The 25,403-nt window shown below is 63.7% G+C and carries 21 protein-coding genes and 1 pseudogene; 9 read left to right on the plus strand and 13 right to left on the minus strand.

Features of this window, described 5'->3' with window-relative positions:
- The first annotated feature begins 60 nt into the window (after window positions 1-60).
- Complete coding sequence (locus J7396_RS08290; RefSeq protein ID WP_014090744.1) at window positions 61-2,832, plus strand: TonB-dependent receptor; 2,772 nt, start codon at window positions 61-63, stop codon at window positions 2,830-2,832.
- 121 nt (window positions 2,833-2,953) lie between these two features.
- On the opposite strand, the gene J7396_RS08295 is transcribed toward J7396_RS08290, so the two are convergent.
- Entirely contained in the window at window positions 2,954-3,562 is a 609-nt protein-coding gene (locus J7396_RS08295; protein ID WP_003482399.1) for a TetR/AcrR family transcriptional regulator, read from the minus strand.
- A 136-nt stretch (window positions 3,563-3,698) separates the two neighbouring features.
- Here J7396_RS08295 and J7396_RS08300 point away from each other — a divergent pair, with 136 nt between their 5' ends.
- Both J7396_RS08300 and J7396_RS08305 read left to right on the plus strand, forming a co-directional pair.
- Window positions 3,699-4,622: an alpha/beta fold hydrolase gene (locus J7396_RS08300; protein WP_209261287.1), complete on the plus strand. Its 924-nt coding sequence runs from the start codon at window positions 3,699-3,701 to the stop codon at window positions 4,620-4,622.
- Window positions 4,619-7,093, plus strand: a complete 2,475-nt coding sequence (locus J7396_RS08305) for an acyl-CoA dehydrogenase (protein WP_008572075.1) — start codon at window positions 4,619-4,621, stop codon at window positions 7,091-7,093. Before J7396_RS08300 ends, J7396_RS08305 begins: the two co-directional genes overlap by 4 nt.
- Window positions 7,094-7,383: 290 nt before the next feature.
- Here the strand turns inward: J7396_RS08305 and J7396_RS08310 are convergent, their stop codons facing one another.
- Together J7396_RS08310 and J7396_RS08315 are read right to left on the minus strand one after the other, a co-directional pair.
- The gene (locus J7396_RS08310) at window positions 7,384-7,737 is read right to left on the minus strand and encodes a DUF1304 domain-containing protein (protein ID WP_008572074.1); all 354 of its coding nucleotides are present in this window, start codon (window positions 7,735-7,737) and stop codon (window positions 7,384-7,386) included.
- A gap of 179 nt (window positions 7,738-7,916) precedes the next feature.
- On the minus strand, window positions 7,917-9,278 hold the full coding sequence (locus tag J7396_RS08315; RefSeq protein ID WP_209261288.1) for an MFS transporter: 1,362 nt from the start codon (window positions 9,276-9,278) through the stop codon (window positions 7,917-7,919).
- 369 nt (window positions 9,279-9,647) lie between these two features.
- Here J7396_RS08315 and J7396_RS08320 point away from each other — a divergent pair, with 369 nt between their 5' ends.
- On the plus strand, window positions 9,648-10,991 hold the full coding sequence (locus tag J7396_RS08320) for a serine hydrolase domain-containing protein (protein ID WP_014090748.1): 1,344 nt from the start codon (window positions 9,648-9,650) through the stop codon (window positions 10,989-10,991).
- 622 nt (window positions 10,992-11,613) lie between these two features.
- On the opposite strand, the gene J7396_RS08325 is transcribed toward J7396_RS08320, so the two are convergent.
- Complete coding sequence (locus J7396_RS08325) at window positions 11,614-12,081, minus strand: hypothetical protein (protein WP_008572071.1); 468 nt, start codon at window positions 12,079-12,081, stop codon at window positions 11,614-11,616.
- A 362-nt stretch (window positions 12,082-12,443) separates the two neighbouring features.
- On the opposite strand from J7396_RS08325, the gene J7396_RS08330 reads away from it, so the two are divergent.
- Entirely contained in the window at window positions 12,444-12,683 is a 240-nt protein-coding gene (locus tag J7396_RS08330) for a hypothetical protein (protein ID WP_156202010.1), read from the plus strand.
- A 6-nt stretch (window positions 12,684-12,689) separates the two neighbouring features.
- Window positions 12,690-13,097, plus strand: a complete 408-nt coding sequence (locus J7396_RS08335; RefSeq protein ID WP_154671620.1) for a hypothetical protein — start codon at window positions 12,690-12,692, stop codon at window positions 13,095-13,097.
- On the opposite strand, the gene gcvH is transcribed toward J7396_RS08335, so the two are convergent.
- From gcvH to nudE, 8 genes and pseudogenes are all read right to left on the minus strand, one after another.
- The gene (gcvH, locus tag J7396_RS08340; protein WP_003482419.1) at window positions 13,091-13,486 is read right to left on the minus strand and encodes a glycine cleavage system protein GcvH; all 396 of its coding nucleotides are present in this window, start codon (window positions 13,484-13,486) and stop codon (window positions 13,091-13,093) included. The two genes, J7396_RS08335 and gcvH, sit on opposite strands and share 7 nt — an antisense overlap.
- A gap of 147 nt (window positions 13,487-13,633) precedes the next feature.
- Window positions 13,634-14,743 (minus strand): glycine cleavage system aminomethyltransferase GcvT, encoded by a 1,110-nt coding sequence (gene gcvT, locus J7396_RS08345; RefSeq protein ID WP_011348214.1) that lies wholly within the window; start codon window positions 14,741-14,743, stop codon window positions 13,634-13,636.
- A 171-nt stretch (window positions 14,744-14,914) separates the two neighbouring features.
- The gene (locus J7396_RS08350) at window positions 14,915-15,349 is read right to left on the minus strand and encodes an NfeD family protein (RefSeq protein ID WP_209261289.1); all 435 of its coding nucleotides are present in this window, start codon (window positions 15,347-15,349) and stop codon (window positions 14,915-14,917) included.
- A gap of 3 nt (window positions 15,350-15,352) precedes the next feature.
- Window positions 15,353-15,673, minus strand: a pseudogene (locus J7396_RS08355) (band-7 C-terminal domain-containing protein); the annotation flags it as partial.
- A 123-nt stretch (window positions 15,674-15,796) separates the two neighbouring features.
- Window positions 15,797-16,132 carry a YnfA family protein gene (locus J7396_RS08360; protein WP_011348216.1) on the minus strand — a complete coding sequence of 112 codons (336 nt, stop codon included), beginning with the start codon at window positions 16,130-16,132 and terminating at the stop codon, window positions 15,797-15,799.
- Window positions 16,129-17,133 carry a nucleoside triphosphate pyrophosphohydrolase gene (mazG, locus tag J7396_RS08365; RefSeq protein WP_122272481.1) on the minus strand — a complete coding sequence of 335 codons (1,005 nt, stop codon included), beginning with the start codon at window positions 17,131-17,133 and terminating at the stop codon, window positions 16,129-16,131. Before mazG ends, J7396_RS08360 begins: the two co-directional genes overlap by 4 nt.
- A gap of 193 nt (window positions 17,134-17,326) precedes the next feature.
- On the minus strand, window positions 17,327-18,127 hold the full coding sequence (cysQ, locus tag J7396_RS08370; RefSeq protein ID WP_008572065.1) for a 3'(2'),5'-bisphosphate nucleotidase CysQ: 801 nt from the start codon (window positions 18,125-18,127) through the stop codon (window positions 17,327-17,329).
- Window positions 18,124-18,672 carry an ADP compounds hydrolase NudE gene (gene nudE, locus J7396_RS08375; protein ID WP_029819959.1) on the minus strand — a complete coding sequence of 183 codons (549 nt, stop codon included), beginning with the start codon at window positions 18,670-18,672 and terminating at the stop codon, window positions 18,124-18,126. The genes cysQ and nudE overlap by 4 nt, the downstream gene beginning before the upstream one ends.
- Window positions 18,673-18,713: 41 nt before the next feature.
- Here nudE and bioA point away from each other — a divergent pair, with 41 nt between their 5' ends.
- Window positions 18,714-20,132: an adenosylmethionine--8-amino-7-oxononanoate transaminase gene (bioA, locus tag J7396_RS08380; RefSeq protein ID WP_122272480.1), complete on the plus strand. Its 1,419-nt coding sequence runs from the start codon at window positions 18,714-18,716 to the stop codon at window positions 20,130-20,132.
- Window positions 20,123-20,857: a 16S rRNA (uracil(1498)-N(3))-methyltransferase gene (locus J7396_RS08385; protein WP_008572062.1), complete on the plus strand. Its 735-nt coding sequence runs from the start codon at window positions 20,123-20,125 to the stop codon at window positions 20,855-20,857. Before bioA ends, J7396_RS08385 begins: the two co-directional genes overlap by 10 nt.
- 142 nt (window positions 20,858-20,999) lie before the next feature.
- Here J7396_RS08385 and J7396_RS08390 read toward each other — a convergent pair whose 3' ends face one another.
- The gene (locus tag J7396_RS08390) at window positions 21,000-22,016 is read right to left on the minus strand and encodes a glucokinase family protein (protein WP_343237464.1); all 1,017 of its coding nucleotides are present in this window, start codon (window positions 22,014-22,016) and stop codon (window positions 21,000-21,002) included.
- Window positions 22,017-22,718: 702 nt separating this feature from the next.
- On the opposite strand from J7396_RS08390, the gene J7396_RS08395 reads away from it, so the two are divergent.
- Complete coding sequence (locus J7396_RS08395; protein WP_014090757.1) at window positions 22,719-25,391, plus strand: TonB-dependent receptor; 2,673 nt, start codon at window positions 22,719-22,721, stop codon at window positions 25,389-25,391.
- Window positions 25,392-25,403: the final 12 nt, after the last annotated feature.

The following is a 25,403-nucleotide window of genomic DNA, read 5'->3' on the forward strand; positions in this document are numbered from 1 at the left end:
GAACCCCCGGCAGGCAAAACAACCCTTGGCAGTACCCAAGATCACTTGGAGAGAGAGCTAATGAATTGCAAGTCCAACAAGCTGCGCGATGCAGTTGTCCTCGCGCTCGTCGTGGGTGTGGGCGGTACCGGCACCGCCATCGCCCAGGAAGCCGGCACCACCAACCTCGACAAGATCGAAGTGACGGGTTCGCGCATTAAGAGCGCGGACGTTGAAACGTCGCAGCCCGTTCTGACGCTGACTCGCCAGGACATCGATAAGCAGGGCGTCACCTCCGTGGCAGATGTGCTGCAACGCGTCGCGGCCAATGGCGCGGCTTTGAACCGCACATTCAACAACGGCGGCGACGGCAGCTCCGGCATTGCACTGCGTAACCTGGGTAGTGCCCGCACTCTGGTGCTGGTGAATGGTCGTCGTTGGACGACCGGCCTGGACGGCAGCGTGGACCTCAACACCATCCCGACCGCAATGGTCGAGCGCATCGACATCCTGAAGGATGGCGCGTCGACGATTTACGGTTCGGATGCCATTGCCGGTGTAGTCAATATCATTACCCGCAAGAACTTCGACGGCGCCGAAGCCGGCGTTAATGTTGGGCAATACAGTCAGGGCGACGGCCAGCGTCAGGCTTACGATTTCACAATCGGCACCACCACTGACCGTGCAACGTTGATGGTCGGCGCTTCTTACGTGAAAGAAGATTCCGTAATGGCTGGTGATCGCCAGATCTCTGCGGGCGGCCCTCCGTTCTTCAGCGGCCAGAGCGGCACGGGTTTCCCGGGTTCGTACATTCGCAATGGCTCGCGCCGCATCCTTATCAACGGCGTCGAAACGCCGTACGTCGCCAATGTCCATGGCTACAACACGGCACCGGACAACTACCTGCTGACTCCGCAGGAACGTACCTCGCTCTTTACCCAAGGTAGCTTCAACTTCACTGACAACGTGACGTTCCGCACCGAGGCAATGTACAACGAGCGCAAGTCCGAGCAGTTGCTGGCCGCAATGCCGGTCACCGGCTTGACGCTCAGCGCAGATAGCCTTTACAACCCGTTTGGCCAAGACCTGACCAGCGTCAACCGTCGCTTCATTGAGACCGGTGGCCGCTCGTTCAATCAGAACGTAAAAAATTGGCACTTCTATGGCGGCCTGGAAGGCTTCTTTGAATTTGCTGGACGCAACTTCGATTGGGATGTTGGCTACCGCTACGACAAGTCCGATGAAAACGTTCTGACCTACGGCTTGTTCAATCTCGCTAACCTCAATAACGCTTATGGCCCTTCGGAACTGCGCGGCGGCGTGCCGGTTTGCGTTTCTGCTCCTGGTGGCGATGTGATCCCAGGTTGCGTCCCGGTCAATCCACTAGGACCGCGCGGCTCCATCAGCCAAGCGGCGCTGGATTACACCAGCTTCACTGCACATGATTCGTCCTCGGTTGAGTCCAAGGGCTACACCGCGAACCTCAGTGGCGATATCGTCGACCTGCCAGCTGGCCCGCTGGCCTTTGCTGCCGGCTATGAATACCGTAAGGAAACTGGTCAGTTCGATCCCGATGCATTCATTGCAGCAGGTTTAAGCACCGGCAACGGCGCACGCCCGACCGCAGGCTCGTACAACCTGAATGAGTTCTTCCTGGAACTGTCAGTACCGGTCTTGGCCGATCTGCCCGGCGCTCAATTGCTGGACTTCAGCTTGGCAACCCGTTACTCGGACTACAGCAATTTCGGCAATACCGTAAACAACAAGTTCGGCTTCCGTTGGAAGCCGATCCAGGATTTGATGATTCGCGGCAACTACAGCGAAGGCTTCCGCGCTCCGAGCATCAATAATCTGTTCGCAGGCAATACCGATTCGTTCGAAACGTATGCGGATCCCTGCTCGAGCCAATCCGGCCAGCTGAGCAACTCTGTTGTAGCGCGAAACTGTGCAGCCGCAGGTGTGCCCGCGAACTTCGTGCAGCCGGGTGCAGGCAACGGCGCCAAGCAGACACTTGAGCCTTTTACCTGGACATCGAACGCTCAGTTGCAGCCTGAAACGTCGACCAGCCGTACACTGGGCATGGTGTTTAGCCCAAGTTTTGCGCAAGGCCTGAATGTCAGCCTGGATTGGTGGCAGATCGAGATCGAAAATGCGATCACACGCCCGGAAGCTCAGTTCATCCTGGACAAGTGCTACGGCGGAAGCGCGGGCGAGCAGGCTGAGTACTGCGCCCTGGTTACACGCGACCCGAACTATTCCGATGGCGCTTACACCGTCACTAACATCAATATGCCGCTGCTGAACCTGGCGTCGTACAAGGTGGAGGGTTGGGACCTGGCTATCAACTACCGTCTGCCGGAAACGGCGTTCGGCCAGTTCACCATCAGCTGGGATTCCACATACCTCTCCAGCTGGGAAACCAAGGCAACTGCCGATTCGGAACCGGAGCAGTTTCAGGGGCGTTACTTGAACCAGGACCCGTACTGGCGCATCCGCTCCAACCTGTATGTCGACTGGTCGCTTGGCGATTTCGGTATCAACTGGGGTCTGCGCTACAAGTCTGGCATGGCCGAAGCTTGCCCGTTGTCGGCCGCATTGGCGCAGGCTTACTGCTCTGACCCGAACCGCGTGACGGCTGACGGGGCATCGCCGCGCAATCACATCGGCGCGACGACGTACCACGACATCCAGGTTCGCTATAACACTCCCTGGAATGCGACGGTGTCTGTTGGCTTGAACAATGCATTCGACAAGGATCCGCCGGTTGCATACAGCACCTCGGCCAACCGTTTCGATCCGCAGTACGATTTGCCTGGCCGTTACATGTACATGCAGTACCGTCAGCGCTTCTGATCGTTAAACAGTTGTGCAATTGATTACGGCCCCAAATGGGGCCGTAATCGTGTCTGAGCTTCAACGCTATTTATGTCTGAGCGCTACCGAGATATGGGGCTCAGTACCCGACTCTTTTAGCTCACCCCGGAATCAACGTCTGGATCACATGCTCGACGTAGGCTTCGAAATCTTCCCGGGCCGGCTTGGGCTGTTGCAATTGCAGCGAGAGTTGCAGGAAGCCGACATAGGCGGCGTAGGCCAGGCGAGCGCGGTGCTGGGCGTCGGTGCGGGTCAGGCCGGCTTGGCGGAACGAGGCGATCAGGTAATCGAGGCGACGTTGCGAAACGCGGTCGATGACCGGGCGCACGGCCGGGTGATCGAGTGCCTTGAGCAGTTCGCTATAGATGACGTGCGGTTTGACTTCGTGGGCAACCAGCTGAAACAACGCGCGCAGGCGAGCGCTGGGGTCAGGCACGTCTTCCAGGCTGCCGAACACTTCTTTTTGCTCGAAGATTTCCCAGCGCTCAAGGGCCGCCTGCAGCAGAGCGTCGCGCGAGGGGAAGTGCCAGTAGAAGCTGCCTTTGGTGACGCCGAGCCGGCGCGCCAGCGGCTCGACTGCAACCGCGCCCACCCCTTGTTCGGCGATCAGGTCGAGCGCGGCCTGTGCCCAATCGTCCGCGCTGAGGCGATTGCCGCGGCCGGAGCTGGCGCGGGGCGTGGTGAGGCTGGAGTCGATGGTGTCGTTCATGCCGCGATTTAACCATACGCTTGTGTCAGTTGCAGTATGCATCACGAAATTGACATATCAGCGCCATGATTCAGTGGCTTAACCGTCCATACGATTGAGTATTGACAGTCGCCATCGTGCATCCATACCATTAAGTATGGTCATCTCACCCGCTAGCCTCGCCTCCACTGCGTCCCTGTCCAGCGTCAACGCTGGCGACGCAATGCTCGCGGTGTCGATGCGGGGTGCCGAACACGCGCCGTCGGTACTGTTCGCGCATGGCTTTGGACAGACCCGACATGCCTGGGAAGCCACTGCCGCGACGCTGGCTGACAGGGGCTACCGCACCCTGTCGTACGATGCGCGCGGGCATGGCGATTCCAGCGCCAATGCGGCGGACCAGCCCTACTCGGCAACGCAATTCACCGACGATCTGATCGTGCTGGCCGGCGAGCAGCCCGAGCCACCGGTGCTGGTTGCTGCGTCGATGGGGGGCTTGTTCGGGCTACTGGCCGAAGCGCGCTGGCCCGGCCTGTTTCGTGCCATCGTGCTGGTCGACATCACGCCACGCTGGGACACTACGGGTGTGGAGCGCATCCTGCGCTTCATGACCGCGCATCCGGACGGCTTTGCATCGCTGGATGCGGCCGCCGATGCGATTGCCGTCTACCTGCCGCATCGGCCGCGCAAAACGCCGGGGCAACTGCAGGCATTGCTGCGGCAGCGTGCCGACGGGCGTTGGCGTTGGCACTGGGATCCGCGCCTGGTCGACGAGCTGGCCGGCCAGGACGCCCAGCTCCAGCAGCATGCATTGCTGGAGGCGGCAGCACAGGTGCGTTGCCCGATGCTGCTCATCAGCGGCGGACGCAGCGATCTTGTGACGCCAGCCAACATCGCCGAATTCCTCTCCATCGCGCCGCATGCGCAGCACGTGCATCTGCCCGATGCCACGCACATGCTGGCAGGCGACGACAACACCACGTTTACCGCCACCGTGTTGCATTATCTGGACGCACTGCCGGCGGCTTGCACCATCGCAGCGTCCAACACTACCGAGCATGTCACTGGAGCAAGACCATGAGCATCATTGCACCGTTCCTCCTCGTCATCCTGGCGGCGGGTATCGCTGCCTATCACCGGATGCGCCTTGCCACGTGGGTTGCGATCAGCGCCTGTGTGCTGGTGGCGTGCTGGCTGCTGGGTGCCAATCTCACCGCCACCCTCGTGGCCGCCGCGCTGGTGGTGCTGGTGTCCGCACCGGTGCTGCTGCCGTTCCTGCGCAAGCCGCTGCTGACCACGCCGCTGATGGGCTTCTTCCGTAAGGTGCTGCCGCCGCTGTCGCAGACCGAGCGCATTGCCCTGGAGACCGGCTCGGTCGGTTTCGAAGGCGAGCTGTTCACCGGCGACCCGGATTGGCAGAAGCTGCTGAACTATCCCAAGCCGCAACTGACCGCCGAAGAGCAAGCCTTCCTGGATGGCCCGGTGGAAGAGTTGTGCAAGATGATCAACGACTGGGAAATCACCCACGTCCACGCCGACCTGCCGCCGGAGCTGTGGGATTTCATCAAGAAGAACAAGTTCTTCGGCATGATCATTCCCAAGCAATACGGCGGCCTGGGTTTCAGCGCGCTGGCGCACCACAAGGTGATCCAGAAGCTGTCCTCGATCTCCAGCGTGGTCAGCTCCACCGTGGGCGTGCCCAACTCGCTCGGCCCCGGTGAGCTGCTGCTGCACTACGGCACCCCGGAACAGAAGGACTATTACCTGCCGCGGTTGGCGGTCGGTGCGGAAGTGCCGTGCTTCGGCCTGACCGGTCCGTTCGCCGGCTCCGATGCCACCTCGATTCCGGACTACGGCATCGTCTGCAAGGGCGAGTGGAATGGCGCCAATGTGCTGGGCGTCAAGCTGACCTTCGACAAGCGCTATATCACCCTGGCACCGGTCGCCTCGCTGATCGGCCTGGCGTTCCGCGCCTACGATCCGGATGGCCTGATCGGCGACAAGAAGGACATCGGCATCACCCTGGCGCTGCTGCCGCGCGAAACCCCGGGCGTGGAAATCGGCCGTCGCCACTTCCCGTTGAATTCGCCGTTCCAGAACGGCCCGATCCATGGCGAAGAAGTGTTCATCCCGCTGAGCCAGCTGATCGGTGGCGTGGAGATGGTGGGCAAGGGCTGGAACATGCTCAACGAGTGTCTGGCTGTCGGTCGCTCGATCACCCTGCCCTCCACCGCCAGTGGCGGTAGCAAGGCCGCGGCGGTGGTCACCGGTGCGTATGCGCGTATCCGCAAGCAGTTCGGATTGTCGGTGGGTCGTTTCGAGGGCGTGGAAGAAGCGCTGGCCCGGATCGGCGGCAAGGCCTATGCGATCAGTGCGCTGTCGCAGGCCACGGCCGCGGCGGTGGATCGCGGCGACGTGCCGTCGGTGCCGTCGGCGATCGCCAAGTACCACTGCACCACCATGGGCCGCGAAGTGGTCAGCGACATGATGGACGTGATCGGCGGCAAGGGCATCATCCTGGGGCCGCGCAACTTTGCAGGCCGCGCCTGGCAGGCCGCGCCAATCGGCGTGACCGTGGAAGGCGCCAACATCATGACCCGCAGCCTGCTGATCTTCGGCCAGGGCGCCATCCTGTGCCATCCGTGGGTGTTGAAGGAGATGCAGGCCGCACAGGATCCCGATACCCGTCGTGGCCTGGAGCAGTTCGACCAGAGCCTGTTCGGTCATATCCGCTTCGGTATTTCCAACGCCGTGCGCTCGTTCTGGTTCGGTCTGACCGGTGCGCGCATCGGTGCGGCGCCGGGCGATGCATATACCCGTCGGTTCTTCCGCAAGCTGGATCGCTATTCGGCCAATCTGGCCTTGATGGCAGACGTGTCGATGCTGATGCTGGGCGGCAAGTTGAAGTTCAAGGAGTCGCTGTCCGGTCGCCTGGGCGATGTGCTGAGCCATATCTACATGACCAGCGCGATCCTCAAGCGTTATCACGACGAAGGCGCGCCGGCGAGCGACCAGCCGCTGCTGGCCTGGGCTTTCCACGACAGCGTGCACAAGATCGAAACCGCGCTGTCGGCGGCGCTACGCAACTTCCCGATCCGCCCGGTGGGCTGGTTGATGTGGGTGTTGATCTTCCCGCTCGGCCGTCGCGCCGAAGCGCCTGGCGATCGCCTCGGCCATCGCGTTGCTTCGCTGTTGATGACGCCCAACGAGGCGCGTGACCGTCTGGCCAAGGGCGTGTTCCTGACGCCGTGCGCCAACAATCCGGGCGGTCGTATCGCCAGCTACCTGACCAAGGCGGTGATGGCCGAGCCGGTGGAGCGCAAGTTCCTGAAGGCGCTCAAGACCAAGGGCATCGAAGCGCTGGATTTCCCGGCGCAGCTGGACGAAGCCGTGGCCGAAGGCGTGATCAGCTTGGAAGAGCGCAAGCTGCTGGAAGAGCTGCGCGAGATCATGATGGACACCATCACCGTGGACGACTTCGATCCGCATGAGTTGCGTGCGGCCAGCTTCTACGACAAGCCGCAGGCGCAACAGCCGCGCGAAGCCGCGTAAGGCGTCAAGCTTGGGCGAGAATGGACGACGGCGGGCTTCGGCCCGCCGTTGTTGTTTGTGGAGATGGGTGTTGTCTCCGGCATGCTGCCTGCAGACCTGATCAGCTGCAGTTTTCGACAGCACGCATGTGTGAGCGACGCCACGCAGTTGGCGGCCATCGAATGAGCGGGTGCCAGGGGCCGAACACGCGCGCAAGTTGCGCACTTGAGGCAGTCAGGCGCTGAGGCTACGAAGAGCTCATCGCAGCAGTGCCCCACTCCTGCGTGCAGCGGACAACTGCCGCAACCGGATCAGAACGGCAGCCACACCAGCGCCAAGGCGATCAACGCCGGCAGCGCCTGCACGAAGAAGATACGGCGGTTGACGCTATAGGCGCCGTAGCAACCTGCCACGACCACGCAGACCAGGAAGAAGCTCAGCACGTCGGCGCGGGCGGCCAGTGCGCCCCAGAACAGGCCAGCGGCCAGGAAGCCGTTGTAAAGCCCCTGGTTGGCCGCGAGCACGCGGGTGGCCTGCGCCTTCTCAAAGCTATTGCGGAAGGTCTTCAAACCCAGCGGGTGCGTCCACAGCACCATTTCCAATACCAGGATGTAGACGTGCAGCAGTGCGATGCACAGGCCGGCAATGATGGCGAACAGGGACATGACAGACCGCCTCGGAAAATGGTGCCGCCAGCATAGCCGCGATTGCGGTCGTTCTGTTCGGCACACCTGCACTACCGGGCTGGCGCCTGCGCTTCTGGCGCTGCCAGTGTGAGACGCAGGCCCCCTGCCTGGTCGATGCCGAGCGCCAAGCTGCATCTGCGCATGTGCTGTCGCGGTGCTTAGTCGGAAACGCGCTTGTCCGTCTCCACGTCGCGCTCGGCGGGTAGCTTGCGCGCTTGCCGCAACAGGCCGAACGCACCGACCGTCATGCCGGTCGCCACGACCAGGCCGACGCCGAACACCGCGCTGGAGCCGAACGCAGAGACCAGCTTGTGCACCCAAACGAAGGTGAGATCGCCACCGCGATAAACCACCGTATCGATCGCGGCGCCGGCCTTGTAGCGCCACTCGCGATTTACCCGTGTGTACAGCGTTTCGCGCGCGGGCTTGGCCAGTGCGAATTCGCTGGAGCGGGTAATCACCTGCACGATCGCAATCATTAGTGGCAACGGCGACGCCGCCAACGCCGCATAGCCCAGCATGATGGCCACGCCCGGGATCAACAACGCCGGCGCGATGCCAAAGCGCGACAGCAACGCGCGCGTCACCAGCAGCTGCAGCACCAGCGCGAGCGCATTGATCGCCAGGTCGATGCTGGAGTAATAGGCGGTGGCCGCCGCTGCATCGGTGTAAAGCCGCCGCACCAGCGCCGCCTGTTCGTTGTAGAGCAAGGTCCCCACGCCCACGCCGAACAACACCATGAAGGCCAGCCAGCGCAACAGCGGTTCACGCACGATCAGCTTGAGGCCGCCGAGCACATCGCCGCCCATGGGCACTTCGCCGGAGCTCAGCTGGCCCTCCTGTTCGCGCGCAACGGCCCACAGCCGCAAGCGCAGCACGCAGAGCACGCATACCGCCAGGAACCCGGCCGACACCAACATCAGATGTGCGATGCCGATACGTTCGACCAGTACGCGCGTCAGGACCGGGCCCAGAAACGCACCCAGCGTGCCTGCCGCGCCGATATAGCCGTAGTAGCTGCGCGCTTGGGCATTGCTGAAGACATCGGCCATGAAACTCCAGAACACCGCCACCGCAAACAGGTTGAAGACGGTCACCCACAAAAAGAACGCCATGCCACGGCCCGGCACGCCGGTGTCGAACAGCACGTAGAACAGCAGCAGGGTGGCGATGAAGAAGCCATACACCACCGGCAGGAACACCCGCCGCGGATAGCGGCTGACCAAAGCGCCGTAGACCGGTTGCAGCAGCACCATGATCAGGAAGGTGCAGGTAAACAGCACCTGCAGCGTGAAGTCCTTCAAGGGCACACCGTGCGCGGCGAAGAACGCGATCATGCCGGTGGGAAAGAGCGCCTCTACGTCGGCCGAGGCGCCCATCGCTTCGCGCACCGGGCGCAACACGTAGTAACCGCTGAGCAGACAGAAAAAGTAAAGAAACGACCATGCCAATGGTGGCGAGCTACGCAGTGCCGCGCTCAAACGGCCAGCCGCAGATCGCGGCGCAGAGGGGCTGGTCATGGGGTAACGGCCGCTCGCGCAGGCGGGCCCGACAGAAAAAACATGGCAAAGGCAGCACCTGTGAAAGAAGCGCGCAAGTTAGCCGATGCGAGGCAGCGCCACCAGCGACCAGTCGCAGGAGCCTGCGGCCCGGGTGCCCTCCGCGCCGGCACGCTGCTTGCTTCTTGTATCGCACCAGCGCGTGGCAACGCTTCGGCGGTACCGGAATACTCGAATTCTGAATCCAAAATCATCAATAGGATCAATGCGATGCCCATTCATCTTCCGGCAGTTTGTGCTATTGCAAAGCGCGGCGCTAGAATCGCCGGAGGCAGCGGAACAGGCGGGACAACCATGACAGAAATGCGCACGCGCCGACGGTTCCGACCGTTGGCTATCGGGCTGTTCGGGGCGTTGTTGCCCCTGGCCCTCTCTTCCACCGCGCAGACACCCGCGCTCACCGCTACTGCATTGCAGGCGGCCACTGTGGCGCAGTCGCCCACCGCACCGCTGCCCTATCGCACCTCGCTGCCGGCCAACCAAGTGTTGGCACCTGCTGCCGGTTTCGATGTGGCGGCATTCGAATCGATGGCGGACCAGCTGACCTACGGCAACCGGGTGCCCGGCATGGCGATGGCCATCGTGCAGGGCGGCAAGGTGCTCAGCGCGCGCGGCTATGGCGTCACCGATGTCAATCATCCGCAGCCGGTCGATGGCCACACGGTGTTTCGCCTGGCTTCGCTGTCCAAAGCCTTCGCCGGCACCATGGCCGGCCTGCTGGTCAACGATGGCGTGCTGCGCTGGGACAGCAAGGTGGTCGACTATGTGCCGGGCTTCCAGCTCAGCGACAACGCCGCCACCCGTCAACTCACCGTGGCCGAAGTGCTCAGCCATCGCGTCGGCCTGACCCGCAACGCCTACGACCGCGATATCGAATCCAACGTCGATTACTACTCGCTCAGCCATAAGCTGGCGGCTGCGCCGCTGCGTTGCGCACCGGGCGATTGCTACGCGTATCAAAACGTCGCCTTCAGCCTGGTTGGCGATGTGGTGTTCGCCGCATCGGGCAGCTTCTACGAGCAATCGGTAGAGCGTCGCATCTTCAAGCCGCTGGGCATGAACGACGCCAGCATGGGGCTGGCCGGTATCCAGGCGAGCCCGCACTGGGCACGTCCGCATGTGCGCAGCCGCAATGGCTGGGTCTCGCTGACGCCCAAGCCCACCTACTACCGTCTGGCGCCCGCTGCGGGCGTCAACGCCAGCGCCAGTGACATGGCGCAGTGGCTGCTCGCGCACACCGGCCATCGCACCGACGTGCTGCCTGCACCGCTGCTGGCGACGCTGCACGCGCCGCTGATCTCCACGCCGGGCGAAATGCGTTCGGGCTGGCGCCACGAGCGCGTGGATGCCGCCAGCTATGCGCTGGGCTGGCGCGTGTTCGACTACGCCGGCCATCAAGTGGTGTTCCATGCCGGCGCGGTGCAGGGTTATCGCGGCTTGGTCGCACTGCTGCCGGAGCGCGACCTGGGTGTTGCGATCCTGTGGAACGGCGAAAGCGGCCTGCCCTCGGGCATGCTGCCGACCATCCTGGACCGCGCGCTTGGCCTGCCGGCCAAGCGCTGGCTGGACATCGATGTGGATGGCGACTTCGGCAGCGAAAACATGCTGGCAGAAAAGCCCGACCCGGCTGGCAAGGGCGCGTCTTCCGGCAAGTCGGTGGCCTCGCCGCGCTGAGTGGACGTCGTGCACTGACCTCGTGTCGGTGACGTAGGCAAAGGCGGCTTCGGCCGCCTTTGCTGTTTCTGTGTTTCCAATGCGCGTTGGGCGGCTCGCCGATGGCATGCCTGCCGGGCGCGCAAGAGCAAGGCCGTGATTGCACGCTATGCCCGAATTCTTTGGCTGGCGTAACGCCCATTGCCACCAACGCTGAGACTGAGCCGATCTGTTCGGCGTGCCGACGTGGCGAGCCCGAACGGTTGGCTCTGGAATCTCCTGGCTTGGTCCGCCGCATGATCTTGCTCTGCGACCTGCTGCATTGCCGGCCCACCATCAAGTCAGGCAGCGGCGGCGTGCTGTCGTGCCCTCGCGCGAAGGACCGACAACTGTCCAGGTTGGCCGGCAGAGCCAGAATGATCGCGCGGCGACGTCTGCACTGCCGACCGGCATGCGCGTCTGGCGCCTCGATGCCGCGAACTTGAATCAGCGACGTTGCTCGGCCGCAACAGCTACACCGTTTGCAGACTGGCAACGCGCAGCCTGGCACCGACCACGCCAGTGCCAGGCACATAAAAAAGCTCCCTCCCCGCTGGGCGTCGGGGAGAGAGCTCGATGTTTACGGCGATCGGGTATTACAAGATCAGATCAGCGGTGCCGGGGTTGCGGGCAGCGCGACCGGAGCGGCCTTCTTCTTGCGAACGGCCGGCTTCTTCTTGGCGACCTTCTTCACGGCGGGCTTCTTGGCAGCGCTCTTCTTGGTGGCGGACTTCTTGGTCGCCTTCTTCGCGACTGCCTTTTTGGCGGTCTTCTTGACGGCCTTCTTGGCGGTCTTCTTGGCGGCTGTCTTCTTGGTCGCCTTCTTTGCAGTCTTCTTCACTGCCTTCTTGGCGGCAGTCTTCTTGGTTGCCTTCTTCGCAGTCTTCTTGACTGCCTTCTTGGCGGTTGCCTTCTTTGCAGTCTTCTTGACGGCCTTCTTGGCAGCAGTCTTCTTCACTGCCTTCTTGGCGGTTGCCTTTTTGGCGACCTTCTTGACTGCCTTCTTGGCGGCAGTCTTCTTCACTGCCTTTTTGGCAGTGGGTTTCTTTTTCGCAGCTTTTGCAGTGGCCATGTAATTGGCTCCTCGTCAGTGAACTATGGAGGTGAAACGCCCAGTTGAACCAAACCCCGCGACGGCATGCCGTCGTCGGGAACCGTCCGCAGATGATGCGCGACGGAACGGATACAGAAACACCCGCATCGAACGGCGACACGGGTGCGTAGTCGGAACGACAACTGCTTTCTTGGAGAGAAGCGGACCCGACTCCACCGTGATTAGCGCTTCGGTGGACATCCGGAACAAGCTTGTCGGCGCGATGTCGATTCTGCTCACTCTCTTCCGCAGCAATGTCTGCTGGGCGAAACCTAATCACGCTTTTTTTTACTGTCAACACTCTTTTGCAATTTTTTTTTTGCCCACCATCGCTGCGTGCCATGTCCACGCCAGCCAATCACCCCGCGTCTGCACATACTCGTCCAAGCGAGAAGCGCGCTCGCCCAACAGCGTTTTCAAAAAAGCGCTTCTTTTCCGCTGTTTTTTTTGTGTCGCGCGTTTGCGTGCCTGCCTGGGCGCTTGGACGGCACGGCGGTCAAGCCGATGCGATGGCATTGCTTGCCGCCTGTCCGCCAGCTGAAAATTTTTTATCCAACGGCTGCACTTCCGGCGTCGCATGAGCAGAAATGCGCAAACTTATTGAGCGCCTAGAGCGTCATGCACGCACCCGCGCGCACCGACGACCGCATCCATCGCGTGCACCGACCGATGATCGAGACAGGCGGCATGGCGCAAAATTTTTCACCGGGCACACGCCAAACCCTCACGAACGACTCACGTCAGAAATCCGGCGCAGTGCAGGTGGGCCAGCAGCGGATGCACGTTGGATCGTCGCCGAGCCACCGCATCGACATGCCACCGACGGCGTCGCGGTCGGCGGTCGGCCGACCGACGCTTCCCTCACTGCGATTGCACGCCGGCTCGCGCCGCATCGCTGCACCAAGGCACGCATCACCGACGCAGGCGCGCTCAAAAAAAATGGCCGCTCCATGAGCGGCCATCGGATACCGGCTGCAACGACACCTGATCAGTGATCGTCGTCTTCGAGCAGCTCGGCATAGTCGTCCGGGTCCAGCAGGTCGTTGAGCTGTTCCTTGTCGTCGATCTCGACGACGAAGATCCAGCCTTCGCCATAGGCGTCTTCGTTGATGGTTTCCGGCTTGTCGCTCAACGCGCTGTTGACCTCGACAACGGTGCCGCTGACCGGGCTGTAGACGTCGGAGGCGGCCTTGACCGATTCCACCACCGCAGCGCCGTTGCCGACCTGCACGGTGTCGCCGACGCCCGGCAGTTCGACGTAAACCAGGTCACCCAGCAAGCCCTGCGCGTGGTCGGAAATGCCGACGGTCACGCGACCGTTGCTTTCGACGCGGGCCCACTCGTGGGATTTGAGGAACTTGAGGTCGCCAGGGATCTCGCTCATGGGTGTGCTCCGGGAAAGATGATGGTTGGGGACAGGTGGCTAGTTTAGACCGCGCGACAAGACAGGTGCACGCACGGCGGTGGGGCGATGGCGATATGGATACGGACCCGGGCGCAGCGCCGCGCGCAATACGCGGCGCTACACGAGTCAGTCGCCGAGCACGCCGGGCTGTGCCTGGCCATCGCGCACGAACGGAAACTTCACTGCGCGCAGCGGCACCTGCTTGCCGCGGATGTCCACCCGCAGCTGCTCGATGCTGCCGGCCGGCACGCGCGCGAAGGCGATCGCCTTGCCCAGCGTGGGCGAGAACGTGCCGGACAGGATCTCGCCTTCGCCACTGGCGGTGAGCACGGTCTGGCCATGCCGCAACACGCCCTTCTCGTCCATCACCACACCGATCAGCTGACGCGGTGCGCCCTGCGCCTTTTGATATTCGAGCACGCTGCGACCGATGAAGTCGCGTCCTTCGTCCAGGGCGATCGTCCAGGCCAGCCCGGCCTCGTAAGGGGTAACGCCATCGTCCATGTCCTGCCCATAGAGATTCATGCCCGCTTCCAGACGCAGGGTATCGCGTGCACCCAGGCCTGCGGGTTTGACGCCCTGCGCGAGCAACGCATTCCAGAATGCGACGGCAGCCTCTTGCGGCAACACGATCTCGAAACCGTCTTCGCCGGTGTAGCCGGTGCGCGCAAGGAACAAATCAATGCCATCGCGCGAACGCGTCTGCAGCGCGGCGAAACGGCCGAGCTTGCTCGCCGCTGCGGTGTCGGCCGGGTCGAGCAGGTCGATGACCTTGGTGCGCGCGCCGGGACCTTGCACGGCAATCATGGCGAAGTCGCTGCGCTCTTCCACCCGCACGTCGAAGCGTGCGGCCTGCTCGCCGATCCACTGCAGGTCCTTTTCGCGGGTGGCGGCGTTGACCACCAGACGGAAGAAATCTTCCGTCATGTAGTAGACGATGAGGTCGTCGATCACACCACCCTGGGGATTGAGCATGCAGGTGTACAGCGCCTTGCCGGAGACCTTGAGCTTGTCCACCGAGTTGGCGAGCAGGTAGCGCAGAAACTCGCGCACGCGCGCACCGTGCAGGTCGACCACCGTCATGTGGCTGACGTCGAACATGCCGGCGTCGCGGCGCACCTGGTGGTGCTCGTCCAGTTGCGAGCCGTAGTGGATCGGCATGTCCCAGCCGCCGAAGTCGACCATCTTGGCGCCAAGCGCACGATGGGTGTCGTTGAGGATGGTCTTCTGGGTCATGTGCGCCGTTCCAAAGGAAAGACGGCCATTATCGCCGTCCTGTCACGCTTGGGGGAACGGCATACCGCCGTGTGGTTGCGCCGCCTGCGGGGCGCGAACGCAGCGCGACGCTACGCCGCGCTGCAACAATGCCGAGGTCGGCACCGCAATGCCCTGCCCTGCCCGCGTACCTCAACCGGCCGGCTGCACCAGCAAGGTGATGCCATCGACGCCGACGATGCGCACCGGCGTGCCGGCCGGCAGATCCGGGCCGGCCACCACCCAGAACGCATCATCGACCTTGGCGCGGCCGCGACCATCGTGGATGGCCTGATCGAGCAGCACGCAGCCGCCGATCAACTGCTCCGCAGGCCGATTGAGCAACGGGCGATCGCTCTGGCGGCCCTTGCTGCGGAACCAGGTGCGATACACCTGCACCGAGACGAAGCTGAGCAGCACGAATGCCACGACCTGCCACAGCAACGCGATGTTCGGCAACACCAGCACCAATACGCGCACCGCTGCGGCAGCGATCCCCATCCACAGCAGGAAGGCACCCGGCCCCAGGGTCTCGGCCGCAATCAGCAGCAGCGCCAGTACTGCCCAGACCGCCACGTCCCAGCGCATGGCTCAGGCTCCTGCGCGCGGCGGCATCGGCGGTACGCGCACGGGCGCGTCGGGCTTGCCGGCCGCCTCCTTGGCCAGCTCGGCAATGCCGGCAATCGAACCGATGATGCCGCTGGATTCCATCGGCATCAGCACCAATTTCTGGTTGGGCGCGGTGGCCAGCGCATTGAACGCTTCCACATACTTCTGTGCGACGAAATAGTTGATCGCCTGCACGCTGCCGTTGGCGATGCCGATGGCGATGGCGTCGGACACCATCTGCGTCGCGCGTGCTTCGGCTTCGGCCAGACGTTCGCGCGCTTCTGCGTCGCGGAAGGCGGCTTCGTGAGTATGGCTCAGCGCTCCCGGCAACCAACGCCGGCCACGTGCGGGGCAGGCCCGGGCGCAGCCGCTGCATCCGGCCGCTGTCGCAAGGCAATCAACGTGTGCGCGCACATGCAAACGCGCTCAGGCGCTACGTGGCGAGAACATGATCACCGCCATGCCGAGCAGGCAACAGGCGGCGCCGAGCAGATCCCAGCGCGTCGGCGTCACGCCGTCCACCCACCACAACCACAGCAACGCGCTGGCGATGTAGACCCCGCCATAGGCCGCGTACACGCGACCGCTCGCTTCCGGATGCAAGCTCAACAGCCAGACGAAGACGGCAAGGCTCAGCGCAGTGGGCAGCAGCAGCCACATGCTGCCCCCTTTGCGCAGCCAGAGATAAGGCAGGTAGCAACCGACCAACTCGGCGAGCGCCGTCGCGGCAAACAGCAGTAGCGTGGTCGGCGCGATCGTCATGCCGGCCGGGGCGTATCGGAGGCGGCGCCATCAGGGCCGGTTTGATACCCCGGTGCGCTGCGGGAAGCCTCACCGCCAACGGACGGGTCACTGCCGGCAGCGCTGTCTACAGGCGGTGCGTGGGACAGCGGGGCGTGCAAGGCCGATGCGTCGCCCGCGGAACCGTCGATGGCCGGCACATCGCCGCTGCGCTCCTCGCGTTTGACCTGTTGCCATAACGCTTCCTGTTCGCCCAGCGACAACGCGTTCAACGACGTGCCGGCAGCACGCGCCCGCGCTTCCATCGCACGAAAGCGACGTTCGAATTTCAGGTTGGCGTGCCGCAACGCGGCGCCGACATCCACCTTGGCATGGCGCGCCAGATTGGCGCAGACAAACAACACATCGCCCAATTCGTCTTCCAGCCGGGCCTGATTGTCGGCCACCGGGCCGCGTGCGAATTCCACGCGCAACTCTTCGATTTCTTCCTGCAGTTTTTCCAACACCGGCACCGGGCCGGGCCAATCGAAACCCACGCGCGCCGCGCGCGACTGCAGTTTGGTGGAGCGCTGCCATTCCGGCAGCCCGCGCGCGATGCCGGCAAGTGCGGAGTCGTCCTGGTTGCCAGCGGCACGACGCTCTTCGCGCTTGATCTGCTCCCAGTTGGCGCTCACCGCCTGCGCATCGGGCGCCGGTTGCGCGGCGAACACATGCGGATGGCGACGTATGAGCTTGTCGCTGAGCGTGGCGACCACGTCGGCGAAGCCGAACGCTCCCTGCTCGGCCGCCATTTGCGAATGGAAGACCACCTGCAGCAACAGGTCGCCCAACTCGTCGCGCAGGCCAGCCAGGTCGTTGCGATCGATCGCATCGGCCACCTCGTAGGCTTCTTCGATGGTGTACGGCGCGATGCTGGCGAAGGTCTGCTGTACATCCCAGGGACAGCCGTGTTCGCGATCGCGCAGACGCGCCATCAAGTGCAACAGCTGCTGGATATCGCCGGTGGAAGGGGTCTGAGACATCGTGTATTCCTGGAACCTCTGAGTGAGTGCGCCGCCAGCGCATGTCCCACGCGAGGCAAGCGACGTACGCGGCCGTTGCACACCACCGCAACGGCGCGCGGCACGCAAGCGCGTGCGGGGATACCGGAGTGTACCTTTCAGGGCGTCAGGGCCTTGCACAGCCATGCCGTCGCCAAGACGGCACGCATGCCGCTCAGGCCAGCCAATCGCGCCAGGGCAGATTGGGGTCGCCCAGTGCGATGAAGTCGCCGTTGAGCAAGGTGTCGCGGCGGTTGTAGCGGAACGGTTTGCCGCTGGCGCCGGCCAGCAACACGCCACCGGCCGCATGCAGCACGCACTGGCCGGCGGCGGTGTCCCACTCGGAGGTGGGACCGAAGCGGGGATACACGTCCAGATCGCCTTCGGCGATGCGGCAGAACTTCAACGACGACCCTTGCGCGACCACGTCGATCTCGCCCATCCGCTCCAGCGCGGCGGCGGTACGCGCGTCGCGATGCGAACGGCTGGCCGCCACCCGCAAGGGCGTGGCGGCCGGGGTGCGCGTGTGCAGCATCTCGTCGCGGTCGCCATCGCGGCGGAAGGCATTCTCGCCACGCGCGGCGTACCAGACCCGCCCGTCGACCGGCGCCTGCACCACCCCGAGCACCGGTGCGCCCATATGGATGAGTGCGATGTTGACGCTGAACTCGCCATTGCGCTTGACGAATTCGCGGGTGCCATCGAGCGGATCGACCAACCAGTAACTGGTCCAGTACTGGCGTTGTTCCCAGGCCACATGCGCAGACTCTTCCGACAGCACCGGCACATCTGGGGTGACACGGCGCAGGCCTTCGACGATGACGCGGTTGGCTGCCAGGTCGGCCTGGGTCAGCGGGCTGGCGTCGTCCTTGATCTCCACCGAAAAGTCCTGGGCGTAGACCTCCATGATTGCCGCGCCGGCATCGCGCGCGATGGCGATCACGGTTTCGCGCAGCTCCATCGGGATGCGGATCATGGATTGCGCTCCAGCCACTCGCGCGCAATGAACAAGGCGGCCAGCGAGCGGCCTTCGGAGAAATCTTCGCGCAGCATCAATTCGTCCAGACGTGCGATCGGCCACGGCACCACGTCCATCTCTTCCGGCTCGTCGCCCACCAGGCGCTCGGGGTAGAGGTCGCGTGCCAGCACCAACCAGGATTGGTGACTCATATAAGTAGGAGCAAGCGTCATTGCGCGCAGCACCCGTACCTGGCGTGCGCCATAGCCGGCTTCTTCCTTGAGCTCGCGGTCGGCGGCCTGCTCGGGTGTTTCGCCGGCGTCGATGCGGCCCTTGACCAGACCGAGCTCGTAGCGATGCACGCCGGCGGCATATTCGCGCACCAGCAGCACGGTTTGCGCATCGAGCATCGGTACCACCACCACGGCGCCGTGGCCCTGGCTGAGTTGGCGTTCGTAGATGCGGCGCTGCCCGTTGGAAAATTCCAGATCCAGCTGCTGCCGACGGAACGGCCCGTCGCCCAGATCGGTGATCTTGTGGATGATCGGCAGACGCGAGCTCATGCGTCGCACGCAGCCGCAAAGCGGGCCGATAGAATAGGCGGATGCATCGACATGTCCATGAACCCGAAATCCTAGCAGACCCTGCAGCCGCACAAACTGCCGAACATTGGCGACAACGCGATCTCGGCGTGGTGTGGCACCCCTGCACGCAGATGCGTGAGCACCCGCACACGCTGCCGCTGGTGCCGATCGCGCGTGGCGAAGGCGCATGGCTGGTCGGCCATGACGGCCGCCGCTATCTGGACGCGGTGAGCAGCTGGTGGACCAACCTGTTCGGTCATACCGAACCGCGCATCGGCGCGGCCATCGCGCGCCAGGCCGGCGAACTGGAACAGGTGATGCTGGCCGGCTTCACGCATACGCCGGCCGTGCAACTGGCCGAGCAGTTGCTGGCGATCGCGCCACGCCAGGCCGGGCGCGCGCCGTTGTCCAAGGTGTTCTACGCCGACAACGGATCGGCGGGCGTGGAGGTGGCGCTGAAGATGGCCTTTCATTACTTCCACAATCGCGGCGACCACCGGCGGACGCGGTTCATTGCACTGGAGAATGGCTACCACGGCGAAACCATCGGCGCGCTATCGGTGGGCGATATTCCGCTGTACCGGCGCGTGTATGCGCCGCTGTTGCTGGAGGCAATGTTCACGCCCTCGCCCGATGCCTACCTGGCCGAACCGGGGCAAAGCGCCGAAGACTATGCGCTGCAGGCAGCCGATGCGTTGCAAGCACTGTTCGAACGCTCGCCCGGCGAAATCTGTGCGCTGATTCTGGAGCCGCGCGTGCAATGCGCGGGCGGGATGCGCATGTACCACCCGGCGTATCTGCGCCGCGCACGCGAATTGTGCGATGCCCATGGCGCATTCTTGATCGCCGACGAGATCGCCACCGGCTTCGGCCGTACCGGCACCCTGTTCGCCTGCGAACAGGCCGGCGTGATGCCCGACCTGTTGTGCCTGTCGAAGGGGCTGACCGGCGGCTTCCTGCCGCTGTCGGCGGTGCTGGCCACGCAGCAGTTGTACGACGCGTTCCTGGACGATTCGCGCGAGCGTGCGTTTCTGCATTCGCACAGCTACACCGGCAACCCGCTGGCATGTGCGGCGGCGTTGGCGACCTTGAAGATCTTCGCAGACGACGACGTGATTGCGCGCAACCGACCCATCGCCGCGCGCATGCGCGAGCTCGCTGCGCAGATCGGCGCACACCCGGCCGTGGCGGACGTGCGCCAGGCCGGCATGATCGTGGCGTTCGAGCTGACCCAGGGCGGCGACAAGCGCACGCCGTTTGCGTCCGCCGCGCGCGTCGGCCTGAAGGCGTATCGCGCGGCGCTCGAGAAAGGCGTGGTGCTGCGCCCGCTCGGCGACGTGCTGTACTGGATGCCGCCGTATTGCGTGGACGAGGCGCAGCTTGCGTTGTTGGCCGACACCACCGGCCATGCCATCACCGAGGCGGTCGCATGCGCCTGACCCGTTCGCATGTCGCGCTGCCGCTGCACTGCGACCAGGAAGTGACGTTGCCGGAAGAGTCGGCCAATCACCTGCTGCGGGTACTGCGGCTGCGCGAGGGCGATGCCTGCATCCTGTTCAACGGCGACGGCAGCGACTACCACGCACGCATCACCGTGGCGGGCAAGCGCGACGCACGTGCGCTGGTGGAACGCGCCGAGCCGCTCTCCAACGAATCGCCGCTGCGCATCACCTTGATGCAAGGCATCGCGCGCGGGGAGAAGATGGATCTGATCCTGCAGAAGGCCACCGAGCTGGGCGTTGCGGCGATCGTACCGGTGATCGCCGAGCGCACCGAGGTCAAGCTCGATGCGGCGCGCACCGAAAAACGCGTGGCGCACTGGCGCAGCGTGGTGGTGTCGGCCTGCGAGCAATCCGGGCGCGCACGTCTTCCCAGCGTGGCCGTGCCGCAGGGTCTGCAGGACGCGGCGCAGGCTAGCGACGCGCATGCGCTCCGGCTGACGCTGGACCCACAGGGCGAGCATCGCCTGGGCACGTTGGCATCGAGCATCCAGCAACACGTCGTCGTGGCGATCGGGCCGGAAGGCGGCTGGTCGCCGCGCGATCGCGCGCTACTTGCCGAGGCGGGCTTCAGCGGCCTGCAGCTGGGGCCACGCATCCTGCGCACCGAAACGGCGGGACTGGCGGCGATTGCGGCGCTGCAGTCGCGGTTCGGGGACCTGTAGCACCATGGCACTGTAGGAGCGCACCGGTGCGCGACAGGGCGTTTATCGGTAACGCCTCATCGCGCCCGGGTGCGCTCCTACGGGATGCGGAGGTGATCGATCTGGTGCAGCCGGCTTGCTGCACCGGCCGCTGTACGAGCGCTCAGCGGCCGTGCTGCAGGAACCAGCTGGCAGCACCGATGACGCCGAGCTGGCCGTGCTCGACGATGCTCACCGGCACCTGCTCCAACGCGGGACGCAAGGCGCCCTTGTCGAGCAGGCGCGCGACAAAATCGCTCTCGGCGATGAAGCTGGCGATTTGCGGCAGGAAACCGCCGGCCAGATAGACGCCACTGCGCACGCCATACAGCAACATCAGGTCGCCGACCACGCTGCCCATAAATCCGCAAAACGCCTGCAGCGCGTCGTGCGCAAATCCATCGTTGCCGGCCATTGCGGCCGCGGTGATGTCGGCCGGGGTGGCATGCACCACGCTATCGCCGCGCAAGGCGGCCAGCGCGGTGTACAGATTCAACAGGCCCGGGCCGGACAACAGCGTTTCGGTACCCACGTGAGTGCGCGTGCGCCGCAGTTCCTGCAGCAACGCCATTTCCAGATCGCTGGCCGGCGCCAGTGCCGCGTGGCCGGCTTCGGTGGGCAGCACCACCGGATGGGCACCGTTGGGGATCCACAGCGCCGCGCCCAGGCCCGTGCCCGGACCAAGCACCAAGGCCGGGCCCGCGGCACCTTGCGCCGGGCCAGACAACTGCATGACCTGGTTGCCGATCATGTAATTGGCCGCGTAGGCGACCGCTTCGAAATCGTTGACCAGATGCAGGGCCTGCATGCCGAGCTGGCGGCGGATCTGCTCGGGTGCCAGCACCCAGGGCAGATTGGTGGTGATCACGCTGCCGTCTTCCAGCGCGTAGCCGGCGCTGGCGATCACGCCCCGGCGGACTGGTGCACATCCCAGTTCCGCGAAGAACGTGGTCATGATGTCGGCCAGACCCGGATACTCGGCGCAGCGGTACTTGCGGTAGTCCAGCACCGTGACCGGCTTGCCTGCGTCATCGCTTTCGCACACCAGCGCCAGGCGCACGTGCGTCCCGCCCACATCGGCGGCAACGAAGGTTTCGTGGCGCGGAAAGGCCACCGCTTCCATTGGACTGCTTGCGCTCACGCATTCTCCTGATCAGTGGCGGCGGCTGGCGTCGTCGCGCGTTGTCCGACGAACGGCCAACGGGTAGACAACGTTGTCAGCAATCGTCCTGTAACGCAACCGTGGCAACCGCACCGCGTCCCGGACGGGGCGGCGCGCGTCATTCGCCAAAAATACGCGGGCGTAACGGCGATTCCTGCACAACCCCAGGGCGAACCGGGGCAGCTGCGACATTTTCGATCGTATGCGCCGATGGTAGCAGTCGCGCTCGCAAAGCGTATTGCGCAAACCGCTGCGAGGCAAAGTCGGCTTTCGCCTGAAAATGCTGCATTGCAGCGCAATCGCAGCCACATCAGAGATCTGTGACGACGTGTTGACAACGCTGTCAGGGCTACGCGAGACTCGATTCAAATCGGAGTTCTGGCAGGAGGGGCCATGGACTGTTCGGTACTGAAGAACGGGCATTCCCTCGCCTGGCATTCCAGATTCGCGAGTCGTGCGTCGCCCGACGTTCCCGCTCGCTGATGTGCGTTTAGCTCCACCGCTTCACCACACGGGGGACACCTCCTTCACCACGCGAATCGCCTGCACCCTGCTTCGAAACAAGCGTGCCAGCGCAATCATCGCGATCGGTCAGGGCGTGTTGTTTTGCCGGCCACGCCGAGCGCGTTGTGTCCTATTGCAGGGCAGCACGCTCACAGCACTAACCAATGAGGTTTAGCCATGCACAGCCGCACCACGACGTTAGCACTCTGTATCACCGCCGCTCTGTACTGCTCCGGCTCTGCAATGGCTGCCGGACAAGAACAACAAGCCCCGGCCAGCACGCCGTCGGCCACCACCGAGCTGGATACCATCACCGTCACCGGCTACCGCGCGTCGCTGGAGAAGAGCCAGGCAGTCAAGCGCTCGGCCAACTCCATCGTCGATGCGATCAGCGCCGAAGACATCGGCAAGTTCCCGGACGTCAATGCGGCCGAATCGCTGTCGCATCTTCCGGGTATCAGCGTCGACCGCCAGTTCGGCGAAGGCGAAAAGGTCAGCATCAACGGCACCGACCCGGCCTTGAACCGCGTGCTGCTCAATGGCCAGACCATCGCCTCGGGCGACTGGGGCGGCAACCCGACCGATACCAGCGGCCGTACCTTCAACTACACGCTGCTGTCGCCGGAAATCATCGGCCTGATGGAGGTCTACAAGACCCCTGAAGCGCGCATCGACGAAGGCTCGATCGGCGGCACGGTGATCGTGCACACCCGCAAGCCGCTGGACCTGCCCAAGAACACCATCCGCGGCTCGGTCGGCTACAACTACAACGACCGCTCCGAAGAGGGCAATCCGCGCGGTTCGGCGCTGTGGAGCTGGAAGAACGACGACGAAACCTTCGGCGCGTTGATCTCCGCCACGCACGACAAGCAGGACCTGGCACGCGCCGGTATCGAATACTTCGGCTACACCACTGGTGCCAACATTCCGCCGACCGCCACCATCACCGGCGACGGCAGCGATGTGGCCACCGCGCGCGTGCCGGCCGGTATCAACAGCGCATTCTTCCAGCAGACCCGCGAACGCAGCGGCGTGCAAGGTGCGTTGCAGTGGAAGCCCGACGAGCAGAACGAGTTCAACCTGACCGGCCTGTACATCAAGGGCAAGTACAACAACTTCAGCGAATCGCGTTACGTCTGCCCGGCCTGTAACAACGACATCCAGAAGATCACCAGCGCCAACGTCGAGAACGGCGTGGTCTCCTCGGCCACGGTATCGGACAACACCCGCGGTGGCGTCAACGATCAGCCATACGCGCAGCTGGATGCGAACTATCGCGAGAGCACCGTCACGACCAAGAGCCTGAACCTGCGTCACGACTGGTCGGGTGAAAAGTGGGTGTTCACCACCCAGGTTGGCGACACCCAGGCAACGGGCGGCAAGAACCCCGAATACCTGATGAAGTTCCTGATGACCGATGGCGGCTATAACTACGACTTCGACGGTTCGCACACCGCAGTCAATTACGCCAATGGCGGTGCATCGAACTGGACGCTGCCCGGCTCGCCGGCAGGCCTTGCTCCGGGTTCGCAGGATGCCAGCGCCACGCAGGCTGGCGGCATCTTCTATCAGAAGAGCAAGGATGAAGAGAAATATTTCCAGTGGGATGCAGCACGTGACCTGGCGGTTGGCCCGTTCACCAAACTGCTGTTCGGCTACAAGTACATCAACCATAACAATGGTGTAGACGCACGCGGCAACCGCATCAACACCACCGATCCGGTGTCGCTGACCCAGTTCAACCCGGGCACCACCCCGAGCGGTCTGTATGACGGTTTGGGTGCAAGTGGCGATCTGACCACCTGGCCAACCGCCAGCCTGAGCTCGGTCCGCAACTATCTGCTGTCGCAGCCGCAGGGACCGTACCGTACCGACTTCGGCTCCTCGTTCGACGTGAAGGAAATCACGCAGAACTTCTACACGCAGTTGAACTACGAGACCGGCAAGTGGCGCGGTAACGTTGGCGTGCGCCTGGTCGACACCACCGACAAGTCCGAGTACTGGCAGAGCCAGGACGGTGGCACCACCTTCAGCCGTGTTGCCGAAACCAACGACTACCGCAAGGCGCTGCCGAGCTTCAACATCGCCTATGACGTCACCGACGACACCGTGCTGCGCTTCTCGGCTGCCAAGGTCATCGCACGTCCGCGTTATGCCGATCTGGCCGGTTCGTTCACCATCAACAGCGGCAACGGCAACCTGACCGCCAACGGTGGCAACCCGGATCTGAAACCGTACGAATCCACCAACTACGATCTGGCTGCCGAATGGTATTTCGCGCCGTCCAGCATGTTGTCCGGTGAAGTCTTCTATCGCGATATCAGCTCCTACATCGTCAATACCACGGTCAGCCAGCAGCTCAATCCGGCGCCGCCGGCGGTGGCGGGCGTCTACCAGGTGACCACGCCGGTCAACGTTTCCGATGCAAAGGTCAAGGGCGCATCGATCAACTATCAGCAGGCGTTCGGCCTCGGCTTCGGATTGCAGGCGAACTACACGTTTGCCAAATCCGATGCGAGCACCGGCTTGAACCTGCCCTACCTGTCGCGCGACACCTACAACGTGATCCCGTATTGGGAACACGGCGACTGGACGGTACGTGTGAACTACAGCTACCGCTCGAAGTACTTCACCCAGATCGGACGCCTGGGCTCGGAAGACTTCGCAGACAGCTACAAGCAGCTGGATTTGACCGCCTCGTATCAGATCACCGACTACATGGGCCTCACCTTCGGCGCCACCAACCTGCTGGATTCCACCTACCGCTTGTACAGCGGAACCAGGGACACCCCGACAGCGTTCTACAAGAACGGCCGCGGCTACCAGGCCCAGCTGAACTTCAAGTTCTGATGTAGTCCCGGC

It is taken from the genome of Xanthomonas sp. A1809 (assembly GCF_017746015.1).
GTDB classification, from domain to species: domain Bacteria; phylum Pseudomonadota; class Gammaproteobacteria; order Xanthomonadales; family Xanthomonadaceae; genus Xanthomonas; species Xanthomonas euvesicatoria.